The 22,428-nt window shown below is 70.2% G+C and carries 17 protein-coding genes and 1 tRNA gene; 11 read left to right on the plus strand and 7 right to left on the minus strand.

The window, feature by feature from the left end; all coding sequences use genetic code 11:
- Positions 1–42: 42 nt before the first annotated feature.
- The 5 genes from topA (at position 43) to ACFV9M_RS10200 (ending at position 9,727) form a co-directional block, all read left to right on the plus strand.
- Positions 43–2,898 (plus strand): type I DNA topoisomerase, encoded by a 2,856-nt coding sequence (topA, locus tag ACFV9M_RS10180; protein ID WP_385065420.1) that lies wholly within the window; start codon positions 43–45, stop codon positions 2,896–2,898.
- Positions 2,899–3,096: 198 nt separating this feature from the next.
- Positions 3,097–6,372, plus strand: a complete 3,276-nt coding sequence (tmk, locus tag ACFV9M_RS10185; RefSeq protein ID WP_385065417.1) for a dTMP kinase — start codon at positions 3,097–3,099, stop codon at positions 6,370–6,372.
- A gap of 280 nt (positions 6,373–6,652) precedes the next feature.
- A complete protein-coding gene (locus ACFV9M_RS10190; protein WP_385065414.1) occupies positions 6,653–7,858 on the plus strand; it encodes a DNA polymerase III subunit delta' in 1,206 nt (401 codons plus the stop codon).
- A 112-nt stretch (positions 7,859–7,970) separates the two neighbouring features.
- The gene (locus tag ACFV9M_RS10195; protein ID WP_385065411.1) at positions 7,971–9,542 is read left to right on the plus strand and encodes an alpha/beta hydrolase; all 1,572 of its coding nucleotides are present in this window, start codon (positions 7,971–7,973) and stop codon (positions 9,540–9,542) included.
- 108 nt (positions 9,543–9,650) lie between these two features.
- Positions 9,651–9,727: transfer RNA gene (locus tag ACFV9M_RS10200), tRNA-Thr, on the plus strand.
- Positions 9,728–9,947: 220 nt separating this feature from the next.
- Here the strand turns inward: ACFV9M_RS10200 and ACFV9M_RS10205 are convergent.
- A complete protein-coding gene (locus ACFV9M_RS10205) occupies positions 9,948–10,973 on the minus strand; it encodes a helix-turn-helix domain-containing protein (protein ID WP_385065408.1) in 1,026 nt (341 codons plus the stop codon).
- Between the two features lie 215 nt (positions 10,974–11,188).
- Between ACFV9M_RS10205 and ACFV9M_RS10210 the strand changes: the two genes are divergently transcribed.
- Genes ACFV9M_RS10210 through ACFV9M_RS10220 form a run of 3 tightly spaced genes read left to right on the plus strand, consistent with a single transcriptional unit; the run spans position 11,189 to position 13,668 of the window.
- Positions 11,189–12,136 carry a CBASS cGAMP-activated phospholipase gene (locus ACFV9M_RS10210; protein WP_385102376.1) on the plus strand — a complete coding sequence of 316 codons (948 nt, stop codon included), beginning with the start codon at positions 11,189–11,191 and terminating at the stop codon, positions 12,134–12,136.
- A gap of 1 nt (position 12,137) precedes the next feature.
- Positions 12,138–13,274: a cyclic GMP-AMP synthase DncV-like nucleotidyltransferase gene (locus tag ACFV9M_RS10215; protein WP_385065405.1), complete on the plus strand. Its 1,137-nt coding sequence runs from the start codon at positions 12,138–12,140 to the stop codon at positions 13,272–13,274.
- Complete coding sequence (locus ACFV9M_RS10220) at positions 13,246–13,668, plus strand: hypothetical protein (RefSeq protein ID WP_385065404.1); 423 nt, start codon at positions 13,246–13,248, stop codon at positions 13,666–13,668. Before ACFV9M_RS10215 ends, ACFV9M_RS10220 begins: the two co-directional genes overlap by 29 nt.
- Before the next feature lie 355 nt (positions 13,669–14,023).
- Here the strand turns inward: ACFV9M_RS10220 and ACFV9M_RS10225 are convergent, their stop codons facing one another.
- Both ACFV9M_RS10225 and ACFV9M_RS10230 read right to left on the minus strand, forming a co-directional pair.
- On the minus strand, positions 14,024–15,637 hold the full coding sequence (locus tag ACFV9M_RS10225) for a tyrosine-type recombinase/integrase (protein WP_385065401.1): 1,614 nt from the start codon (positions 15,635–15,637) through the stop codon (positions 14,024–14,026).
- An 8-nt stretch (positions 15,638–15,645) separates the two neighbouring features.
- Complete coding sequence (locus ACFV9M_RS10230) at positions 15,646–16,293, minus strand: helix-turn-helix domain-containing protein (RefSeq protein WP_385065399.1); 648 nt, start codon at positions 16,291–16,293, stop codon at positions 15,646–15,648.
- Between the two features lie 92 nt (positions 16,294–16,385).
- Here ACFV9M_RS10230 and ACFV9M_RS10235 point away from each other — a divergent pair, with 92 nt between their 5' ends.
- The 3 genes from ACFV9M_RS10235 to ACFV9M_RS10245 all read left to right on the plus strand — a co-directional run bounded on the left by ACFV9M_RS10235 (position 16,386) and on the right by ACFV9M_RS10245 (position 18,696).
- Positions 16,386–16,670 (plus strand): hypothetical protein, encoded by a 285-nt coding sequence (locus ACFV9M_RS10235; protein ID WP_385065397.1) that lies wholly within the window; start codon positions 16,386–16,388, stop codon positions 16,668–16,670.
- Between the two features lie 319 nt (positions 16,671–16,989).
- Positions 16,990–17,556: an ATP-binding protein gene (locus ACFV9M_RS10240; protein WP_385065394.1), complete on the plus strand. Its 567-nt coding sequence runs from the start codon at positions 16,990–16,992 to the stop codon at positions 17,554–17,556.
- 309 nt (positions 17,557–17,865) lie between these two features.
- Entirely contained in the window at positions 17,866–18,696 is an 831-nt protein-coding gene (locus ACFV9M_RS10245; RefSeq protein WP_385065392.1) for an RNA methyltransferase, read from the plus strand.
- 10 nt (positions 18,697–18,706) lie between these two features.
- Here ACFV9M_RS10245 and ACFV9M_RS10250 read toward each other — a convergent pair whose 3' ends face one another.
- From ACFV9M_RS10250 to ACFV9M_RS10265, 4 genes are read right to left on the minus strand one after another with little or no spacing between them, the layout of a single operon-like run.
- Positions 18,707–19,708 carry a glycosyltransferase gene (locus ACFV9M_RS10250; protein WP_385065389.1) on the minus strand — a complete coding sequence of 334 codons (1,002 nt, stop codon included), beginning with the start codon at positions 19,706–19,708 and terminating at the stop codon, positions 18,707–18,709.
- A complete protein-coding gene (locus ACFV9M_RS10255; protein WP_385065387.1) occupies positions 19,705–20,604 on the minus strand; it encodes a glycosyltransferase in 900 nt (299 codons plus the stop codon). Before ACFV9M_RS10255 ends, ACFV9M_RS10250 begins: the two co-directional genes overlap by 4 nt.
- Entirely contained in the window at positions 20,601–21,356 is a 756-nt protein-coding gene (locus ACFV9M_RS10260) for an HAD family hydrolase (RefSeq protein ID WP_385065384.1), read from the minus strand. The genes ACFV9M_RS10255 and ACFV9M_RS10260 overlap by 4 nt, the downstream gene beginning before the upstream one ends.
- A complete protein-coding gene (locus tag ACFV9M_RS10265) occupies positions 21,353–22,375 on the minus strand; it encodes an NAD-dependent epimerase/dehydratase family protein (protein ID WP_385065382.1) in 1,023 nt (340 codons plus the stop codon). Before ACFV9M_RS10265 ends, ACFV9M_RS10260 begins: the two co-directional genes overlap by 4 nt.
- Positions 22,376–22,428 lie beyond the last annotated feature (53 nt).

Genomic DNA, 22,428 nt, shown 5'->3' on the forward strand with positions numbered 1-22,428 from the left:
GGCCTGGGGAGGCCCCAGCGTCGACCGGAGAGAAGAGCGAAGTTGTCCCCGACCAGCGAGACCGCGAAGGGCGGCCGCCGACTCGTCATCGTCGAGTCGCCTGCCAAGGCGAAGACGATCAAGGGCTATCTCGGCCCCGGATACGTTGTCGAGGCGAGCGTCGGGCACATCCGCGACCTCCCCAACGGCGCCGCGGAGGTGCCGGAGAAGTACACCGGCGAGGTCCGCCGCCTCGGTGTGGACGTCGAACACGACTTCCAGCCGATCTATGTGATCAACGCGGACAAGAAGGCACAGGTCAAGAAGCTCAAGGACCTGTTGAAGGACTCCGACGAACTCTTCCTCGCCACCGATGAGGACCGGGAGGGCGAGGCGATCGCCTGGCACCTCCAGGAAGTCCTCAAGCCGAAGATCCCGGTCAAGCGGATGGTCTTCCACGAGATCACCAAGGACGCGATCCGAGCGGCCGTCGCCAACCCGCGCCAGCTCAACCAGAAGCTGGTCGACGCCCAGGAGACCCGCCGCATCCTCGACCGCCTCTACGGCTACGAGGTGTCGCCGGTCCTGTGGAAGAAGGTCATGCCGCGCCTGTCGGCGGGCCGCGTCCAGTCGGTCGCCACGCGGCTCGTCGTCGAGCGGGAACGCGAGCGCATCGCCTTTCGTTCGGCTGAGTACTGGGACCTGACGGGCACCTTCGCGACCGGCCGCGCGGGAGACCCGTCGGACCCGTCGTCGCTGGTCGCCCGCCTCCAGTCCGTCGACGGCAGGCGGGTCGCGCAGGGCCGCGACTTCGACTCCCTGGGACAACTGAAGAGCGCGAACACCCTCCACCTCGACGAGACCAACGCCCGCGCCCTCGCCGCCGCCCTGGAGAACACGCGGTTCTCCGTGCGGTCCGTCGAGTCCAAGCCGTACCGCCGCTCGCCGTACGCCCCGTTCCGTACGACGACGCTGCAGCAGGAGGCCAGCCGCAAGCTCGGCTTCGGCGCGAAGGCCACGATGCAGATCGCGCAGAAGCTGTACGAGAACGGCTTCATCACGTACATGCGTACGGACTCCACCACGCTGAGCGACACCGCGATCACCGCGGCCCGCGCGCAGGTCACGCAGCTGTACGGCGCCGACTACCTGCCGGCTCAGCCGCGCACGTACGCCGGCAAGGTCAAGAACGCGCAGGAGGCGCACGAGGCGATCCGCCCCTCGGGTGATCGTTTCCGCACGCCTGCCGAGACGGGCCTGACCGGCGACCAGTTCCGGCTCTACGAGCTGATCTGGAAGCGGACCGTCGCCTCCCAGATGAAGGACGCGACCGGCAACAGCGTGACCGTGAAGATCGGTGGCACCGCCGCCGACGGCCGGGACGTCGAGTTCAGCGCCTCCGGCAAGACGATCACCTTCCACGGCTTCCTCAAGGCGTACGTCGAGGGCGCGGACGACCCGAACGCCGAGCTGGACGACCGCGAGCGCCGCCTGCCGCAGGTCAGCGAGGGCGACGCCCTCACCGCCGAGGAGATCACGGTCGACGGGCACGCCACCAAGCCCCCGGCCCGCTACACCGAGGCCAGCCTCGTCAAGGAGCTCGAGGAGCGGGAGATCGGCCGCCCGTCGACGTACGCGTCGATCATCGGGACGATCCTCGACCGCGGCTATGTGTTCAAGAAGGGCACGGCCCTCGTGCCGTCCTTCCTGTCCTTCGCCGTGGTCAACCTCCTGGAGAAGCACTTCGGGCGGCTCGTCGACTACGACTTCACCGCCAAGATGGAGGACGACCTCGACCGCATCGCCCGCGGTGAGGCGCAGTCCGTGCCGTGGCTGAAGCGGTTCTACTTCGGCGAGGGCGAAGGCGCGGGCATCGGCGGCGCGGCCGAGGCGGGCAACGGCGACGGCGACCACCTCGGCGGCCTCAAGGAGCTGGTGACCGACCTGGGCGCGATCGACGCGCGTGAGGTGTCGTCGTTCCCGGTGGGCAACGGCATCGTGCTGCGGGTCGGGCGCTTCGGGCCGTACATCGAGCGCGGAGAGAAGGACGCCGAGGGCCACCAGCGGGCCGACATCCCCGACGACCTGGCGCCCGACGAGCTGACCCTCGAACTGGCCGAGGAACTGCTCGCCGCGCCGAGCGGCGACTTCGAGCTGGGCACCGACCCGGCGACGGGCCACGAGATCGTCGCCAGGAAGGGCCGCTACGGGCCGTACGTCACCGAGGTGCTCCCCGAGGGCACCCCGAAGACCGGCAAGAACGCGGTCAAGCCGCGCACGGCCTCGCTGTTCAAGACGATGTCGCTGGACACGGTCACCCTGGACGACGCCCTCCGGCTGATGTCGCTGCCGCGGGTCGTCGGAACCGACGCCGAGGGCGTGGAGATCACCGCGCAGAACGGCCGCTACGGCCCGTACCTGAAGAAGGGCACGGACTCGCGGTCGCTGCAGTCCGAGGACCAGCTCTTCACGATCACACTCGAAGAGGCGCTGGAGATCTACTCCCAGCCCAAGCAGCGCGGCCGCGCCGCCGCCAAGCCGCCGCTGAAGGAACTGGGCGCGGACCCGGTCAGCGGCAAGCCGGTCGTCGTCAAGGACGGCCGCTTCGGGCCGTACGTCACCGACGGGGAGACCAACGCGACCCTGCGCTCCGGCGACAGCGTCGAGACGATCACCCCGGAGCGCGGCTTCGAGCTGCTCGCCGAGAAGCGGGCCAAGACGCCCGCCAAGAAGACGGCGAAGAAGGCGCCCGCCAAGAAGACGGTCGCGAAGAAGGCGGCACCGGCGAAGAAGACGGCCGCCAAGAAGACGGCGGCGAAGAAGACGACGACCGCGGCCAAGAAGACGACCACGACGGCCAAGAAGGCGACGACGTCGAAGGCGGCGGCCTCGACCTCGAAGGCGGCCGGCGAGGACTGATCCGTCCGGGGCGTCCCCGGCGTCCGGGCTCCGTCGCTGCCGGGGCCGGTGAGGCGTGTGGGGATTCCCCACGCCCGTCCCTCGAAACGCACGCTCCGGCATCACTTTGGTGTCGGGGCGTGCGCGTGTTGGTGTCGGCGTGTGCGGGTGCGTGGACGGGCGCCTCGGTGTGTCAGTCGCTGCCGATAGGCTGAACGCATGACGCGAGCCGAGCATCCAACGGCCCATCACCCGGCCCCCGACGACGCCCTGGTAGCGGACTCCCGCGAGCGCGCCGTCCGCGCCCTGCTGCGCCGGCCGCAGCTCAGGCGGTTGTGGAGTGCGCAGTTGGTGAGCGGGGTCGGTGACGCCCTCGCCCTCCTGGTGCTCGTCCTCCTCGCCCTCCAGGCGGCCATCGCCGAGGGTTCCTTCGGAGGCGGCTACCGGGGCGTGGCGTTCGCCGTGGCGATCGTCTTCGGGGTGCGGATCCTCGCCACCCTGCTCTTCGGCGCGGTCCTCCTCGGGCCGCTGACCTCCCTGACGTCGCCGGACGGACCGCTCGACCGCCGCTGGACCATGGTCGGCGCGGACGGCCTGCGTGCCGTTCTGCTGATCATCGCGCCGCTGTGGATCGACTGGATCCCCGACGACGCCCTGGCCCTGCTGCTGGTCACCGTGTTCGTGACCGGCGTCGCCGAGCGGTTCTGGACGGTCGCCCGGGAGGGCGCGGCGCCCGCGCTGCTGCCCGCTCCGCCCCTGGAGGGCGCCACGGTACGGCCGCTGCCGGACCATCTCGACGCGCTGCGCCGCCTGTCGCTGCGCACGGGCTTCGTGGCGATCCCGCTGGGCGCGGCAGCGCTGCTCGTGGCGGCGCTGCTCAACAACCTGCTGGGAGCCGGCATCGACTGGTTCGACCAGCACCAGGCGGCCCTCCCCTCGTACGTGGCGGCGGGCCTGTTCGCCGCTTCACTGTCCGTCGTGGTGTTCCTGGAACTGCCCGGCACGCGCACCCCGCGCGCGCGGTCCCCGCTCGAAGGGCTGCGCCGGCCCCGCACCGCCATCGGCGTCGACACGGGCCGTACGGGCGCGATCCCGCTGCTGGTGCTCGCCTGCGCGGCCGTCGCCGGCGCGATCGCGGCCGCGGTCGCCGTGGCCGTGCTGCACGCCAAGGACCTGGGCGGCGGCCCGGTGACATACGGCCTGCTCGTGCTCGGGCTGACCGGCGGGGTCGTCGTCGGCGTCCGGACGGCGCCGAAGGTGCTGGTCACGCTGTCGCGGCGGCGGCTGCTCGCGCTCGCCATCGCCTTCACCGGCGTGGCGCTGCTCGCGGCGGGCCTGGTTCCCGACGTCACCAGCGTGCTGCTGATCGTCACCCTGGCCGGCGTCGGCTCCGGCGTGGCCGCCAACACCGGGCACGCCCTGCTCGACCAGGAGACCGAGGACCACCGCCGCACACGCGTGACGGAGCACCTGCACGCGGTCGTCCGGGTCGTCGTCGCGCTGGCCGCGCTGATCGCCCCTCTGGTGGCCGCGCTGATCGGGCCCCACCGGCTGGAGAACGGCAAGTTCGTCTTCGCACACGGCGGGGCCGCGTTCACGCTGATGCTGGTGGGCGCCCTGCTGCTGCCGGTGGCGGCGCTGGTGCTGGCCAAGGTCGACGACCGCTCCGGAGTGCCGCTGCGCCACGACCTGCGGGACGCGCTGCTCGGTGGCGACGACCCCGTGCAGGCCTCCGCGTCGAACGGCTTCTTCATCGCCCTGGAGGGCGGCGACGGCGCCGGCAAGTCCACCCAGGCCGAGGCGCTCGCCGAGTGGATCAGGGCCAAGGGCCACGAGGTCGTCCTCACCCGCGAGCCGGGGGCCACGCCCGTCGGCAAGCGGCTGCGGTCGATCCTGCTCGACGTGTCGAGCGCGGGCCTGTCGCACCGCGCGGAGGCGCTGCTGTACGCGGCGGACCGCGCGGAACACGTCGACACCGTCGTACGGCCCGCCCTGGAGCGCGGCGCGGTGGTGATCACCGACCGGTACATCGACTCCTCGGTGGCCTACCAGGGCGCCGGCCGCGACCTGTCGCCGACGGAGATCGCCCGCATCTCCCGGTGGGCGACGAACGGGCTGGTGCCGCAGCTGACGGTCCTGCTGGACGTCTCCCCGGAGACCGCCCGCGAACGCTTCACGGAGGCGCCGGACCGGCTGGAGTCCGAGCCGGCCGAGTTCCACGCGCGCGTGCGCTCCGGCTTCCTCACCCTTGCCGCCGCCGACCCCGGCCGCTACCTCGTCGTGGACGCCGGTCAGGAACCGGAGGGCGTCACCTCGGTCGTCCGGGCCCGGCTCGACCGGATGCTGCCGCTGTCCGAGGCCGAGATCAGGGCCCAGGAGGAGGCGCGCCGCAAGGCCGAGGAAGAGGCGCGGAAGAAGGCCGAGGAGGAGGCCCGCCGCAAGGCCGAGGAGGAACGCCTGGAGCGTGAGCGCCAGGAGCAGCTCGCCAAGCTGCGCGCCGAGGAGGAGGAGCGCAAGCGGCGCGAACTGGAGGAGGCGCAGCGGCGCGAGGCCGAACGGCAGGCCGAGGAGGCCCGTCGGCGGGCCGAGGAAGCGGCCCGGCGCGCGGAGGAGGAGCGGGCCCGACTCCTTGCCGAGGAGAAGGCCCGGGCCGAGGAGGAGGCCCGCCGCAGGGCGGAGGAGGAACGGCGCCGCAAGCAGGCCGAGGAGGAGGCCCGGCTGCGTGCCGAGGCCGAGGCGCGGCGCCTGGAGAAGCAGCGCAAGGCCGAGGAGGCGCTGCTGCGGGCCGAGCAGGCGCGGCGCGCTGCCGAGCAGGCCGCTGCCGCGGCGCAGGCCGGCCCCCGGCCGAAGTCTCCCGCGGCGGCCGCGGCTCCGGCTGTCGCGCCGGACGCGGCGACCGTCCCGACACCCGTGGTGACGCCGACGAACGCGTCGGGCGGACCGGTCGAGGACACGGCCGTACTGCCCCGCGTACGGATGGACAAGGATCCCGTGGCGGACCGTTCCGCAGGATCCGGCCCCGGCCCCGACTCCGAGGTGACGGCCGAGCTGCCGCAGCCTCCGGCACCGGCCGACGCGGCCGACGAGACGGCCGTCCTGCCGCCCGTGGCACCGCGGGGGGCCGCCGACGAGACGGCCGTCCTGCCCCCGGTGCGCGAGGAGCGACCCACGGAGGAGACGGCCGTACGGCCCCCCGTCCCCGGGGAGAGCCCCACCGACCGGGTGCCGCAGGGGTACTTCCGCGACCAGCGGGCCGGAGCGGGGCCGGACGGCTCCGCTGACCGTACGCGTGAGCTGCCGCAGGTCGACGAGTCGGGCACGCCCCGGCAGCGGCCGCGGTCGGACTGGGCGGAGGAGACCCCGCTGGACGACCTGCCGACGCTGGCGGACGAACTGCTGGGCCCGCATCGCGACCAGGACGGACCCGACGACGGCTTCGACGACGGGCGCGGCGGCGGCCGGGGCGACGGCCGCGGGCGGGGCCGACGTCGGTGAGGCGGGAACGCCGGCGGTAGGACGCGGCCGGGCTCGGGCGTCGGGGCAGCCCGATGCCCGAGCCCGACGGTCGCCTGCTCCCCGTGATGCCCGACGCCCGGGCCCGACCGAGTCCCGCCGGCCGGGGGCCGGGTCCGATGCCCGACACCCGGGTGTCGTCCGCGCGGTCCTGACCTCCGGACCGCTCCTCACCGCCCGCCCGCCGGGGGCACTGTCAGTGGCAGCCCGCACAATGGAATCCGCACCGTGCAGCATCGTGACGAAAGGGGCGGCGTAACCCATGACCGTGTGGGACGACCTCGTCGGGCAGGAGAAGGTGAGCGAACAGCTCGCCGCCGCCGCCCGGGACGCCGACGCGCTCGTCACCGCGGCCGCCTCCGACGCGCCGCCGCCCGAGGCGTCCAAGATGACGCACGCCTGGCTGTTCACCGGCCCGCCCGGCGCGGGCCGGACACAGGCCGCCCGCGCCTTCGCCGCCGCCCTGCAGTGCGTGAGCCCCGACCGGGCGCTCGGCGGCGCCCCCGGGTGCGGGTTCTGCGACGGCTGTCACACGGCGCTGATCGGCACGCACGCCGACGTCACCACCGTCGCCGCCGTGGGCACGCAGATCCTCGCCGAGGACATGCGCGACACGGTGCGGAAGTCGTTCACCTCGCCCGCCAACGGCCGCTGGCAGGTCATCCTCGTCGAGGACGCCGAGCGGCTCAACGAGAAGTCCGCCAACGCCGTCCTCAAGGCGGTGGAGGAGCCCGCCCCGCGCACCGTCTGGCTCCTGTGCGCGCCCTCCATCGAGGACGTCCTGCCCACGATCCGCTCCCGCTGCCGCCACCTGAACCTGCGGACGCCGTCCGTCGACGCCGTCGCCGACATGCTCGTACGGCGCGAGGGCGTCGAGCCCACCGTCGCGGTGGCCGCCGCCCGCGCCACCCAGGGGCACGTCGACCGGGCCCGGCGCCTGGCCACCGACCCCGCCGCGCGGGAACGCCGCGCCGCCGTGCTCAAGCTGCCGCTGCGCGTCGAGGACGTCGGCGGGTGCCTCCGGGCCGCCCAGGAACTCGTCGATGCCGCCACCGACGACGCGAAACAGCTCGCGGAGGAGCGGGACGCCAAGGAGACCGAGGAGCTGAAGGCGGCGCTGGGCGCCGTCCAGGGCGGCCGGATGCCGCGCGGCACGGCCGGCGTGATGAAGGACCTGGAGGACAAGCAGAAACGGCGCAGGACGCGGACCCAGCGCGACAGCCTCGACCTCGCGCTCACCGACCTCACCGCCTTCTACCGGGACGTCCTCGCCCTCCAGCTCGGCTCCCGCGTCGCGCTGGCCAACACGGACGCCGAGGACGCCCTGGAGCGGCTCGCCCGCAGCGGCACCCCCGAGTCCACCCTGCGCCGCATCGAGGCCATCGGCGCGTGCAGAGAGGCCCTCGACCGGAACGTGGCGCCGCTGCTGGCGGTGGAGGCGATGACGATGGCGCTGAGAGCGGGCTGAGCCCCGCGCGGGCCGGTACGGCGGTCGCCCCACCCGGTCGACCGTGTCACTCGTCCGTGGCGGTTTGCGCACACACGGCGTCGGCCTCGTCGCGCAGAGTTACGCTCGCTGGATGCACATCAGGCGCTCCCCCCACAGCTCCCGAACCGGCGTCACCGTCTTCTCCCTGGCCGCCCTGCTCCTCTCCGCCTGCTCCACCGGAGGCGCGACGAGCACCGCCACGCGTGCGGGGGCCGAAGTGACACTGGCCGCGCTGCCCCGGGCCACACCGTCCGCGCTCGCTCCGTACTACGGGCAGAAACTGACCTGGCGCAGCTGCGGCGTCCCCGGTTTCGAGTGCGCCACCCTGAAGGCGCCGCTCGACTACGACCGGCCCGGCGACGGCGACATCCGGCTCGCCGTCTCCCGCAAGAAGGCGACGGGCCCCGGGAAGCGGATCGGCTCGCTGCTGGTGAACCCCGGAGGACCCGGCGGCTCCGCGGTCGGCTACCTCCAGCAGTACGCCGGCGTCGGCTACCCGGCCGCGGTCCGCGCCCGCTACGACATGGTCGCCGTCGACCCCCGGGGCGTGGCCCGCAGCGAGCCCGTGAAGTGTCTCGACGGGCGCGGGATGGACGCGTACACGCAGACCGATGTCACGCCCGACGACCAGCGGGAGACGGACCGGCTCGTCGAGGCGTACAAGGGGTTCGCCGAAGGGTGCGGAGCCCGGTCGTCCCGGCTGCTGCGGCACGTCTCCACCGTCGAGACCGCCCGCGACATGGACGTCCTGCGCGCGGCCCTGGGGGACCGCAGGCTGACGTACGTGGGGGCGTCGTACGGGACGTTCCTCGGAGCGACGTACGCGGGGCTGTATCCGGACCGCGTCGGCCGGCTGGTGCTGGACGGGGCGATGGACCCGTCGCTGCCCGCCCGGCGGATGAACCTGGACCAGACGGCGGGCTTCGAGACGGCGTTCCGGTCGTTCGCGAAGGACTGCGTACGGCAGCCGGACTGCCCGCTGGGCACCCAGGCGGACAAGGTCGGCGACAACCTCAGGGCGTTCTTCGAGACGACCGACGCGCGGCCCCTGCCGACCGGCGACGCGGACGGCCGCAGGCTCACCGAGTCCCTCGCCGCCACCGGAGTGATCGCGGCGATGTACGACGAGAGCGGCTGGGGGCAACTGCGCGACGCGCTCACCGCGGCGATCAAGGACAAGGACGGGGCGGGCCTGCTCCGCCTCTCCGACAGCTACTACGAACGGGACGCCGAGGGCCGCTACGCGAACCTGATGTACGCCAACGCGGCCGTGAACTGCCTGGACTCGCCGGCCGCCTTCGACAGCCCCGACCAGGTACGCCAGGCCCTGCCGATGTTCGAGAAGGCGTCCCCCGTCTTCGGCGAGGGCCTCGCCTGGTCCTCCCTGAACTGCGCGTACTGGCCCGTCGCGCCCACCGGCGAACCGCGCCGCATCGAGGCGAGGGGCGCGGCCCCGATCGTCGTCGTCGGCACCACCCGCGACCCGGCGACCCCCTACCGCTGGGCGCGCTCCCTCTCCCGCCAGCTCTCCTCGGCCCGCCTCCTCACCTACGAGGGCGACGGCCACACCGCCTACGGCCGCGGCAGCACGTGCATCGACTCCGCGATCAACGCGTACCTGCTCCGCGGGACGCCCCCGGCGGACGGAAAACGCTGCACGTGACCCCGGCCCCCACCCCCGGAACCGCCACCTCCGGGGGTGGTACGGAGCACTCCCGGAAACTGTGTAGACTTACCGACGTTGCTGATCGCACCATGGTGCGGACGGCGCGCCGCCTTAGCTCAGATGGCCAGAGCAACGCACTCGTAATGCGTAGGTCTCGGGTTCGAATCCCGAAGGCGGCTCCATCAAGACCCAGGTTAGATAGCCCCTGACCTGGGTCTTTTGTTATTTCGTTACCTTGCTTCTGCTGGAGTTCCAGGCTGGAAGCACGGTCAGGCGCCTCTTGGTGGCCGACCGGTGGCCAAACGTGCAAGGGGCGTGCAGGGGCGGTGGCCAAGGGTGTTGCTGGGAGCATGCCGACGACCGCTTGGCCGTTGTTCCATCCCTACAAGCCGTTGCCGCCGGTCATGCTGCTGACGCCGTCTCGATGCTTTCGACGATCTGCGGCGGTAGGACCGTTCGGGCAGGGCCGCTGTCGGGGGACGCGAGGTATCTGAGGAGCCTCGTCGGTTGTTCCGGCCGGCCGAGAGGAACCGGTTCGACGCGGCGCCACCCTCTTGCGGACGCCGTCTTGATCGCCGTCAGATACGCGCCGTCGCTGATGCGGCCCAACGTCCGGGCGCGCATGAGTAGGGCGGCGAGGGAAACCTGCCAGTGCCGTTTGAGCTCAAACAAGATCGACCAGTCGACCGAGGTCGGTAGTTGATCGTAGATGTCGTCGGCGGGCATGAGGAAGGCTGCCGCGAATTGGTGGGCCTGGGTCTCGACCTCTTTGACGCCCCAGATCTGCTCGCCATGCATTACGAGGTGTGCGAGTTCGTGCGCACCGTCGAACCGGGAACGAGCGCGGTCGTTCTTGTCGGCCCCCAGGACCACAACCGGGTGGTCGGGGAAGGGCAGGGAGAACGCATCGACGTCCGCGCTTTCGAGCGGGAGTCGGATCACGGCGACTCCGTGCGCCTCCAGCAGGTCGACGACGTTCGGGGCTGGACCGGACGGCACTCCCCACAGGGACCGGACTTGCGCTGCGGCCCGCTCGATCTCGGCGGCGTTGGCCTCCAGTCCGCTCACAGGGAGTGCTGGCACGTCGCTCAGGTGGAACCGCTGTGCGGCTGACGCGCGGACCGCGAGGTCATGGGCGACGTGAGCGATCGCTCGGGCCCGGCGCCTGTCGATCACGGACGTTCGACGCAGTGACCGAAAGAAGCCCTCATGGCTCTCGGTCATCGCTTCGTTGAAGAACCCCGAGGGCACTGTGAGGATCTCCGCCAGGATCCCGACTGTCTCCGAGCTCGGCCGTGCCGCACCGCCTTCGAACTGGCTGATTGCGGCAGGTGTGAGCCCAGCCTCACGAGCCAGCTGTGCCCGACTCATGCCGGCCAGCTCGCGGGCGGTACGTAGTCGCGTCCGTTCGAACGCTGGCGTGCCCATCTCTCCCCTTGCCCGACCTTGACTGATCTTGGCTCTCCATCTTGACGGATCACGGATGCCGCCCACGCCTCAGGGGGCGTCACTCGCGTAAGCGTTGGGATTTCAATGTAGAAGACCACACGGAAAATCGTGCTGTGATATTAAGTACCATCGATAGTGGAGATCCGGCCCGACGGGCCGGATCTTCTCCGAGCTGTGGTGCGGGGGCGGTTGAAGTGACAGGGCGTTTCCAGATCCTGGCCTTGGACGGCGGGGGGTTTCGCGGCATGTTCTCGGCAGCGGTACTGGCCCGTCTGGAGGAGGACCTCGGCACCCGGATCGTCGATCACTTCGATCTGATCGCGGGGACGTCGACGGGCGGGATCATCGCGCTTGGCTTGGGGCTTGGGCTGTCGCCTCGGGAGATCCTTACGTTCTACACCGAGCACGGCCCGCGGATCTTCCGTGACCGCAGCCGGCTGCGCGGCGTCCGGCACCTGTGGCGTGCCAAGTACAGCAACGGGCCGCTGCGGGCGGCTCTGACCGAGGTGTTCGGCGACCGGACCTTCGGGGAGAGCACCAAGAGGCTGGTGATCACCTCGTACAACGTGGCCGCCGACGACGTCTACCTCTTTCGGACCCCGCACCTGCCCACCCTCAAGCGCGACTGGCGGGAGAAGGCCGTGAACGTCGCGCTGGCCACCTCCGCCGCGCCGACCTACCTGCCCGGGATGCCCCTGGACGGGGCGCGGCTCATCGACGGCGGGGTGTGGGCGAACAACCCGACCATGGTCGCCCTGACGGAGGCGGTGGGACCGCTCTCCATCCCTCTCGAAGCGATCCGGGTGTTCAGCCTCGGGACCACGATCGACGTCCGCAACCGCCATCGCCGTCTGGACCACGGCGGCCTGCTGCCGTGGGCCGGCGACGCCGTGGAAGTCCTCATGAGAGCACAGAGCGAGAGCGCCGCCAAACAGGTGCGGCACTTCGTCGGCAAGGAGAACGTCTTCCGCCTCAATCCCACGGTGCCCACCGGCGCCGTCGCACTGGACAAGATCAACACCGAAACCCTCAACGGGCTCGCCGGCCATGTCAGTCGCGATGTCTCCCCGACCGTCGACCGCCTCTTCTGTGATCACCGTGCCCCGGTGTTCGCTCCGCTCCATCCCGCACGTGAGGAATAACGTGGACTCGCTTGATGACATGCTGTCGATGCTCCTCGACGGCGCTGTGGAGGTGCTCGACATCTCCCCCGACCTGCACGACAACGCCGTTGAACGCTATGAGGAGGTCGGCACCTGGCTCGCCGAGAACGGCAGCTCCGGGTGGCGGATCTACCCCCAGGGCTCGTTCCTCCTGGGCACCGTGGTCCGCCCCGGCACTCCCACCGGCGAGTACGACATCGACCTGGTCTGCCAGTTGCCGTTGCGCCCGGAGAGTACGACGCAGAAGCTGCTGAAGAAGCGGGTCGGCGATCAGCTGACCGCTTACCTTCAGTGGAAGGAGGACCAGGGCCACGCCGACGGCCCCGACAGGCTCGAACCCCGCCGCCGCTGCTGGACCCTGGAGTACCCGGGATTCCACCTCGACGTCCTGCCGGCCATCCCGGACGAGAAGCACCCGCCCACCGGCATCCGCCTGACAGACAAGGAGCTGTGGGAGTGGCAGCGCGGCAACCCCCGCGGATACGCGGCTTGGTTTCACAAGCGCTCAGAGTTGTCCCGCAAGATTCTCGACAAGCGACACGCCAACGTCGCCGACGTCCCTACCTGGCGGGTCCGCAGCCCGCTGCAGCGTGTTGTCCAGATCCTCAAGTGGCACTGCATGATCATGTTCGCCGAGGACACAGACAACCGGCCGCCGTCCATCCTCATCACAACGCTCGCCGGACGTGCCTACAACGGTGAGGAGGATCTGTTCACCGCCGTACGCGCCGTGCTGGACGGCATGCCGCGCTTCATCCAGAAAGACGGTGACGAGTGGTGGGTACCCAACCCGGCACACGAAGAGGAGAACTTCACCGACAAGTGGAACGAGTACCCCGAGCGCCGTGAGGCTTTCTTCGCCTGGTTCAAAGAGATCAACACGACCGTGAATGAACTCGCCGGTATGAAGGGTAAGGGCTTGGACGAGGTCTTCGAGCGCCTCGTTAAGTCCTTCGACCGCGACCCTGTCCTGCGCTCCTACGAAAGGTATGCGGAGCGCACGGGCGCTGCTACCAACCAGCGGATGGGCGCCACCGGGCTGCTCTCCCCGTACGCGAGCGGCCCTCGCAAGCCGGACCACACTTTCCATGGTCAGCACCCCTCCCCGCGCCGTTAACCTCGGTCTGCAGCTGGCGTCGATCAAGGCGGTCATTCCCGAGGCGCAGGGAACCGTGCGCGGCGGCGAGCTCGTCTGCATGGTTCCCCTGCAGCCCACCCCGGCCAGCAGGCGCTACGTGGTGCGCATCGCCTACCGGCACCGGCACCGACCGCGGGTGACAGTCACCGGACCGCCCCTGCCCCTGCATCCGCGTGCGACGGCTCTGCCGCACATCTATCCCGGCGGCGACTTGTGCCTGCATCTGCCGGGAGAGTGGAAAGAGAACATGTTCCTTTCCCGCACGATCCTGCCGTGGGCCTCAGAATGGCTCCTGCACTACGAGCTGTGGCGGGTCACCGGACGCTGGGCCGGTAGCGGCCACGACTACGCTGTGGCCCCAGCAGCCCAGTAACCCGAGCGGCAGGATTCGGGCAACTGACTGTTGGGGCCAGGTGTGTTGTCGGCTAATGCTGGCGGGGCCTACGCTCATCCTCCTCCACCAGCCATGCGTTAACTGGCCGTCACAAGGACGTCCGAGGAGTAGCTCAGGACGGCGCCGGTGACGGTGGGGTGCCTCCATCGCGTCCGCTGGGAGGGGTTTACTTTGCCTTGGCCGTTCACGGCGCGCAACGACAGGAAGTGATTCTCGGCGTGCGGTAGCCGTCCGAGAGGCGAACGCCTGCCGGGAATTCCAGGTCAGTGGGCTCCGTCAGAGCGACCGGAGCCCCGGTCGGATTCCCGCTGACCGGGGCTCCTTCTCGCTGTGATCACGCGGAGCGCTCTCCTTTTGCCTCGTCGCTCTTGCGGGGCGGCGTCATCCTCGGGCGGCGGGATGCAGCTGTGCGGTTCGCGTCCTTGACGGTCGTCAGGGGCCTGCGGGTGTGCGGGACGAGTTGTGTGACCTTCTCGGCTGCGTCACGGGCGAGATCGTCCAGGACCGACTGGTAGATGTCCCGGGTGATCCGGGTGTCCGAGTGGCCGAGGGTCTCGGAGACCACCTTGATGTCGACCCCGGCCGAGAGCATCAGTGTCGCTGCGACGTGGCGAAGATCGTGGAGCCGGATCGGAGGAAGGCCGGCGGCCTCCGCCAGGCGCTCGAAGAGGTCGCTGACCTTGCCGGGGTGGAGGAGGGAGCCATCCTCCTGCGTGAAGATTCGGCCGGTGTCCTGCCAGCCCTCGCCCCACGCCTCCCGCTCCTGCTGCTGGCGGGCCTTGTGGGCGAGGAGGTCCTGGTTGGTCTCCTCGTCGAGGGCGATCAGGCGGATGCCGCTGTCGGTCTTGGGAGCGCCCTCGTGGACCTCCCAGCCGTCCTGGACGAGCTGGGTGGCGATGGCCAGGGAGCGCGCCTTGGCCGAGTGGTCTTCCCACCGGACCCCGCAGCCCTCGCCGCGCCGGGTGCCCCGGAAAGCGATGAGCCGCCAGAGCACGTACAAGCGGTCATCCGCGACGAAGTCGAGGAATGTCGCGGTCTGGTCGGGGGTCCAGACCATGACTGGCGAGGGCTTCTCGCCGGTCTCCTTCCAGCGCGCGATGCGCTCGTCGCTCCAGATGAGCGCCTTCGGCTTCGTGCCCGGCAGCAGCTCGACGTGCGCGGCCGGGTTGAAGGCGGGCATCACCTGCTGGGCGATGGCGACGTTCAGCGCGGCGCGCAGGGTGTCACGGATGTGCGGCTGGGTGTTGAGGCCGGTGGTCCGCCGAAAGGGGGGCATCGCGTCGAGTTGGGCCTGTAGCCAGCGGCGTCGGGCGCGGTTCTCGGCACCCTTGTTCGGCGTGGCCTTGAGGTCGTCGCGCACCACGCGCCGCTGGGCGTTCTGCTCCTGGATCTCGATGTTGCGCTCGTTGATCGCGTCGAACATGGAATCGATGTGGTGTACGCGCAGCTTGTCGAGGCGCAGGTGGCCGAGGTGCGGTTTCAGGTGGACGCGGATGTCGCACTCGTAGCGCGCTGCCCCGCCCCGCCGCAGGCGCTTGCGTCCGGCCAGCCAGGTGTCGAGCCACTCCGCCACGGTGACCTTGGAGTTCAGGGACTGCCCCGTCTTGAAGCGCCGGCGGGTCTCGTCGTAGTCCGGGACGGGGTCCTTGTCCTTGACGCAGTTCTCCAGGAGGTCGCTGATCTGGGTCTTGCCCCAGGCGTCGTCCTCCTCGGGAATGGCCATGAGGGCGCGAACCTTGTCCAGTTCCTCCTGGGCCTTGGCGGAGGTCTCGAAGCCACCGCGACGGAACCGCCTGCGTCGGCCGTCCTGTGCGGGGTCGAGTTCCTGGGAGGCGGTCCAGGTGCCGTGCCGTCGGGACGACTTGAGCTTGGGGCAGGAGGCGCCGTACTCCTTCCCGGTCTTCGGGTCGGTGCAGCGGCACCGCCGTATGAGGTTTCCGCTCTTCACTTGCCGTCCTATGGGTGGGTCGGTATGTCGGGCTGGTCGACGAAGGCCAGTTCGTCGGGCAGGGCCGGAGGTACGAGGCCGCGCTCGCGCATCCGGCCTCGGAACGCGCGCAGCTCCTGGCAGTCCTCGAAGGCGTGCTCCTCGTAGCCCTCGGCGCGCTCCAAGAGCGTGGCTCTGCGAGCCCGGTCCAAGGTGGTGCTCGCCGCGCGCCGCCTCTCCTTGGCCAGGGCGGTGGAGGCTGTCGCGGCGGACACCAGATCGCCGTGGTTGCGGAAGACGTCGAGGACATCGCGGGCGGTGCCCTCGGGAGCGGGCTGGTCCATGGGGGTCTCGCCGGTGAACCACGCGAGCGCGTCCCAGGTGGAGACCTCCCTTCCCGGGAGGACCTCCACCGTGGCGGAGGTACCGAGTGGAAAGAGGAGGGTCACGGGCGGGACGCCGAGGACGTCAGCCAGCACGACGAAGTCGGCGATGGTCATGCTCGCCTTGCGGCCGGACTCCAGGTTCTTCACGGACTGCTCGGTGATCTCCGTCAGTCCGCGGTCGGCACACCCCTGGGCGACCTCGCCCATGGTGAGGCCGGCGGCCTTGCGCGCCTCGCGCATCTCTTGGGCGATCCGGGCGGTGAACGCCGCTGGCCAGTGATCGGGTTTCATGGATGCACTTTAAGACGCTGGAAAGTGCTGCCGCAACTACGTGATACACCTGGGGCCGACATTGCGGCACCTGAAGGCATCAGGAGGGCATCATGACGGCACCCGCTTCTTCCCGTGAGGTGCGAGGGCTTACGAGTGACGAGCTGCTCGCTCTTCCGGCGGTCATCGACCTCGACACCGCGAACCGGGCGTTGATGATCGGCCGCTCCACCGGATACGGGCTCGCCAAGCAAGGGGCGTACCCCGTCAAGGTGCTGCGGCTCGGCAATGCCTACCGAGTAGTGACTGCCGACCTGCTGAGGCTGCTCGGGCTGGAGCGCCAGCAGCCGGACGGCGGTCCCGAAGCCGTCGGCGGGCAGCACAGCCTGTGTGCGTAGTAGCGCTCGCATCCCAAAGCGCCGCTTGCCGGCGTAGGGCGACGCCTATGATCACCCTGGCTTGGTCCTGCAGCTGCGAGGCGTACTCGACGACCCGGCTTCCAAGAGTGGTGGTCTGAGGTGAGGTGCGGAGGGGTACGGTCTACGCGACGTGCGTTTCCGGTGTTCGCGGCCTCAACAGAAGCCGGCCCGTACCACAACACGTCGAAGCGTCAAGGCGTCTTGCCGGGCGTGCCTACGGACAGACTGTCCTCCCACAGCCCTTGTCGGGTGGAAGGCTTCTTTGTCACTGAGGCCACTACCAGGTGAGGTTGTCGTCATGGCGCGTCGCAGTCCCGAACGTCCGACGTACGGATTCACGGTTGCGGCTGCTGTCGACGCTGTCCCGGCCGCACGCCGCCAAGTTGTTTCGCTAGCCCGGGATCTGGGGCTTCCCCTGTCGGACCAGACACTGGAGACCGTCGAGTTGCTGGCCGGCGAGGTGATCGCCAACGCTGTCCTGTACACAGACGCTCCGTGCGACGTCTCCGTGACGCGGGCCGACGAGCGGCTTCGCGTAGAAGTCACGGACACGGATGCATCGTTGCCAAGAAGTGTTGAGGCAGGGCCGAACGACGAGCACGGTCGGGGCCTCCTGCTCGTGAGCGCCTTGGCGGACACCTGGGGTATGCAACCGGAACCCTCGGGCAAGACGACCTGGTTCGAGATCACGTCGGAGCCTTGGGCCGAGGGCACGGGCGACTACCGTGCGGATGAACCGCCTTCACCCGACGCGGGTGACGCTGCCGTCCGACGAACCGAGTGTGACGCTCGTAGGGCCTTGCCGGCCGACTCGCGGTCGTCGTTCGGCGCAGCAACTGCTGGGAAGCGACATCAGGCTGCCTGAGGCTGTGATCCAAAGCGGGCCCGTCCCCGGCGGCCTTGAGACGGAACGGCTTATGGCCGAACTGCACGCGGGTTGAGGGATGATCCGGTCGTAGAGGAGTCGTTGGAAGTCAGCTGGTCGTTCCCGGCGAGGTCGTAGCCGTCGCCAACAGGGCGACCTCGTGTGCGGTGCCGCCCGAAGCCGAGACTCCTGCACAACGGATGGACACGTACAGTCACGATCCAGTCCGTGTAACCTGCTGGGTGCCCGGTGCCGTGTTCCGCCTGGGACAACCGGGTTCGCAACGATCATCTTCGGCTTGGAGGACGGGTGGCAGTGCAGCGGATCACGACCCGCAATGCCCGTTTCCAGCAGCTGCAGACGCTGCTCAACAACCGCACCAAGCGAGGGCGTGCCAAGGAGTTCCTCGTTCAGGGCGTGCGGCCGATCACGATGGCCGTGGAGCACGGCTGGACCGTTCGGTCCCTGCTCTACGACGCCAGCCGCCCGCTCTCCCGATGGGCCGAGGATCTACTGCGCCGTGTCGGCGCCGAGCGCGTCGCGATGGCGCCGCAGTTGCTCGCCGAGCTCAGCGAGAAGGCCGACGGGGCCGCGGAGGTCTTGGCGGTGGTCGAGATGGCGCCGGACAGCCTGTCGCGGATCAAGGTTCGCGACGACTTCCTCGGTCTGGTCTTCGACCGGCCGACGCAGCCCGGCAACATCGGAAGCATCGTGCGGTCGGCCGATGCCTTCGGCGCGAGCGGGCTCATCGTGACGGGGCACGCCGCGGACCCGTACGACCCCAAGTCGGTCCGTGCCTCCACGGGATCGTTCTTCGCCGTGCCCGTGGTGCGGAGCCAGTCGCACCACGAGGTCATGGAGTGGCTGGAGAAGGAGCGCGCTCAGGGGCGGCCGGTCGCCGTCGTCGGCACGGACGAGGACGGCGATGCCGAGGTCTCGGAATTCGATCTGACCCAACCGGTCCTGCTGCTCATCGGCAACGAGACCGCGGGCCTCAGCGCGGCCTGGCGAGAGAGCTGCGACCACGTGATCAGCATTCCGATGACAGGCTCGGCCAGCTCCCTGAACGCGTCGAACGCCGCCTCCGTCGTTCTCTACGAAGCGCGCCGTCAGCGTCTGGCGAAGCAGCGCACGGCGTGACCTTCCGAGGTCACGTCCAGACCTCGCCGTTGACCGCTCTCTTGTAGACCGCCAGGTACTGGCGGGCGATGGTGTGGTGGCCCCATCGGTCTACCGCTGTTTCGCGCACGACCTGGGCCGTGGGCAGCGACGCCAGCACCCCTTTTGCGTCGCTGGGTGTGATCTCCTGCCCGATCGGCAGCACCGTTCCGACGCCGGGGACGATCTCCGGCAGGCATCCGTTGTCGGTGGCGATCACCGGGGTGCCGCTGGCGGCGGCCTCCGAGACCACGGTGGCGCCGGGCTCGATCCATCGCCCGCCGAACGGCCCTCCCCACGGCTGGGACAGCACGAGCTGCGCTCGGGCGCGTGCGATCAGTCGGGTGCGGGCGCTGCCGCCGACCTCGCCCACGTAGCGGACGGTATGCGGGAAGTCGGCCAGCAGCGCGTCCAGGTAGTCCTTCTCCCAGGCCGGTCCGGCGACCGTCAGCGGCACGCCGGCGGCGTGCGCGAACGCCGCTGCCTCGCGCACTCCCTTGTGCGCGGAGACCCGGCCGAGGAAGAGGAGATAGTCGTCCTTCGCCTCCTGGAACTGACAGCGTGCAGGGTTGATCGGTAGCCGGATCACCGGGGCGGAGACGGACCCTGCGGCAGTGCGTTGTGCGCGGGAGAGGTAGATGCCGTTGGTCTGGAGCTCCGGCACGCCGTTGAGGTGATGTGTGCTCACCGTTGGCCTGGGGGTGTCGGCCGGCAGTGCGGCGGTGTTCGAGTGGTCGTGGACGATGTCCGGGCCGAAGGCTTCGACGGCGGCGTGGATCTCGGCCGTCTCCACTGCGTCGGAGACCGTGATGCCGTCCTGGACCGGGCTTCCTGGAGCTCCGAGGAGGAGGATCTCGCACCCGGCCTCCAGCAGTCCGTCCATGAGCGTGGCGACGACCCACTGGACGCCGCCGTAGCCCTGGGGCGGCACGGTGATCCACTGGCTGGGGTCGGCACCGTACCGGTACGGCGGGATGACCATGGCTACCTTCATCGGTCGCTCCTGGTTTCGGCGTCTGCGGCGCTGGTCCGGCTCCGTGTGATGGCCTCCCGGCACACTCCGAGAAGCACGCTGGAGGTGTAGAGCAGGGCGAGGGCGGCCCGCACCGGACGGGTGCCGTTCCCCGAGCGGTTGCGGTTCCATTCCTTGGTGATGCCTCGCCGCGCGTCGTTACGCCGTGCTTCGCTGCGGCCCTGCCAGAAGGCGCGGCGCAGCAGGTAGGACAGGGTCAGCCGGTGAGCGGGGATCAGGTGTTGCACCTCGGCGTCGTGCAGGATCGTCGCGGTGGCACCTCGCGCGGTCATCTCCCGTACGAAGGTGGTGTCCTCGGCGGAGATGAGGGAGCCGCCGATCCGGCCGAGGCGCTCGTCGAAGGCGACTCCCAGCAAGCGGGCGTGCTCGACGTCGATGGCGAAACTGCCGCCCCAGATCGACGCCGGCTGGTCCGGCGCGTGGGAGCCGAGGTAGTGCAGCTGTCCCGAGGTGAGGAACCACGGGCGGCGGCGCCCTTGAAGGTGGGCGGTGATCCTCGTCCCGGTGACGTGTGCGCCGGCGGTCAGGGCCTCGCGTATCCGGGTCAGTGCCTCGGCGGTGGGGACGATGTCGTCGTCGAGGAAGACGGCGTGCTGCGTCGTGGCCTCCTTCATGGCCTTGTTGCGGCTGTGGGCGAGCCCCTGGTTCCCCTCGTTGCAGATGACGCGTATGCGGGACGGAGGCGACGAGGCGCCTGTGGGCAGCGTGGGCAGGTGCTGGGCGGGCATGTCCGCGATGACCAGGAGGCGGTCCCTGGGGCCCATGGTCGGAGCCGTGCGGGTGACAGCTGCCGGCAGGCTGTCGGGGCGGTTGCTACAGATGACGATGGTGAGAGGTAAGTCGGCGCCGAGGGTCATGGGCGCATTTCCTGGCGGGGGCGTGGGCTGCGCTCTTGGTGGCTGATGGTCCGCAGCACATCGGCCAGGTCTCCAAGGGCGGCGATGGCCCAGTGCCTCGTGCTTCCCTCGGTTGTGTGGACGCGTTGGATCTTCAGCTCCCGGTATGCGGTCACGATCTCGGGAGCGACCCCAGCAGGCGCGCTCCAGCCGCTGTCGACGTGGACGATCGCTGCCGAGCAGCCGAGAGCGAGTGCCGGAGCGGCGTCGTGGTCGGGCCGGTCGCCGACGACCACGGTGTGTTCCGACTTCCAGCTCAGCCGGTCCATGGCCCACTTGAAGAGGCGGGGGTCGGGTTTGGCGTAGCCGACGAGGGAGTCGAGCGCGACGAGTTGGACTTGCTGCTCGATTCCGAGGGCGTGCAGGGCGGCGAGGCATTCCGGGGGCTGGTTGGCGACGATGCACACCTCGTACTCCTCGGCGAGGTGGCTGAGGGCGTCGACGGCTCCGGGAACGGGCTGGACCAACGAGGTCCAGCGCTCGCGGACACCCTGCCAACTCTTCGTGCCGTTGGGCGGGAACAGGCTGGGCGGGGGTGATCCGGGCGCGCGGCCCTGGTAGAAGTCGCGCACGGTCTGGAGGAAGGCGTCCATGGTGAAGGCGGGATCGTCTGCGCGCGTGAGCTCCCAGACGCCCTGGAGCCAGGCGAGGTCGAAGGGCTCGTCGTAGTAGAGGACGCCGCCGACGTCGACGGCCAGGGTGCGGCGCGTCATGACGTCGCCGCCCGTCCGGCGGCCCAGGTGAACCACTCGGGCTTGTCCGCGGTGTCGTTCTCGATGCTGAGGGAGGTCGCGGGTTCCACGGGGCCGTGTTCACGAGCCCAGGCCGCGGTGCGCCGCAGACCTTCGGAGAGTGGGGTGTCGGCCCAGTCGCCGAGCGTTTTGCGGGCAAGGCCGTTGTCGGTGTACGCGGCGTGGACCTCGTCGCGGGCCGCCAGGTGCTTGATCGGGTGGTCGGGTACGCCCATGGAGGTGCGCACGGCGTGCGCCATCTCCAGCACGGTGCTGGTGTGCGACGAGCCGATGTTGAAGACCTGGCCCCAGGCGGCCGGCTGGTTGGCCGCGGCGAGGAAGGTGCCGACGATGTCCGGGGCGTAGGTGAAGGCGCGGATCTGGCTGCCGTCTCCGTACACGCTGATCGGCTCGTCGCGCATGATCTGGTTGAGGAAGATGGCGACGGCGTTGCGGTACGGGTCGCCCATGTTCTGCCGCTCGCCGTAGACGTTGTGCATGCGCAGGGCGAAGTACGGCAGGCCCTGCATCTGCATGGTGACGGCGAGTTCGCGCTCCACGGCGAGTTTCGCGTTGCCGTAGCTGTCGGCGGGGACGGGCCGCTCGTCCTCGCGCATGGGGACGTGTCCGTGGCCGTACACGGCGACCGACGAGGCGAAGCCGAAGAACCTGACCTTGGCGGCCAGCGAGGCGTTGATCAGGTTGATGCTGCCGAGCAGGTTGACGGAGTAGTTGTGGTGCTTGACGGCGTGGCTGATGCCTTCGGCGGCGAAGGCCGCCAGGTGGTAGACACCGTCGAAGCGGTACGAGGCGAAGAGTTCGGCGACCGTGGCCTGGTCGGCGACCGAGCCGACGACGAGGGGCGCGCCGTCGGGCACGTTCTCGGTCTTGCCGCCGTCGAGGTTGTCCAGGACGACGACGTCGTCGCCGCGCTCGATCAAGGACGCGGCAAGGTGGGACCCGATGAAGCCGGCGCCGCCGGTCACCAGATGTGTGGACATGGCGTGTCTCCCTTGGCGTGAGTGGGTCCCGCCGCGGCCCTGGACTGGGCCGC

This window comes from Streptomyces sp. NPDC059895 (assembly GCF_042731035.1).
Classification (GTDB): Bacteria; Actinomycetota; Actinomycetes; order Streptomycetales; family Streptomycetaceae; genus Streptomyces.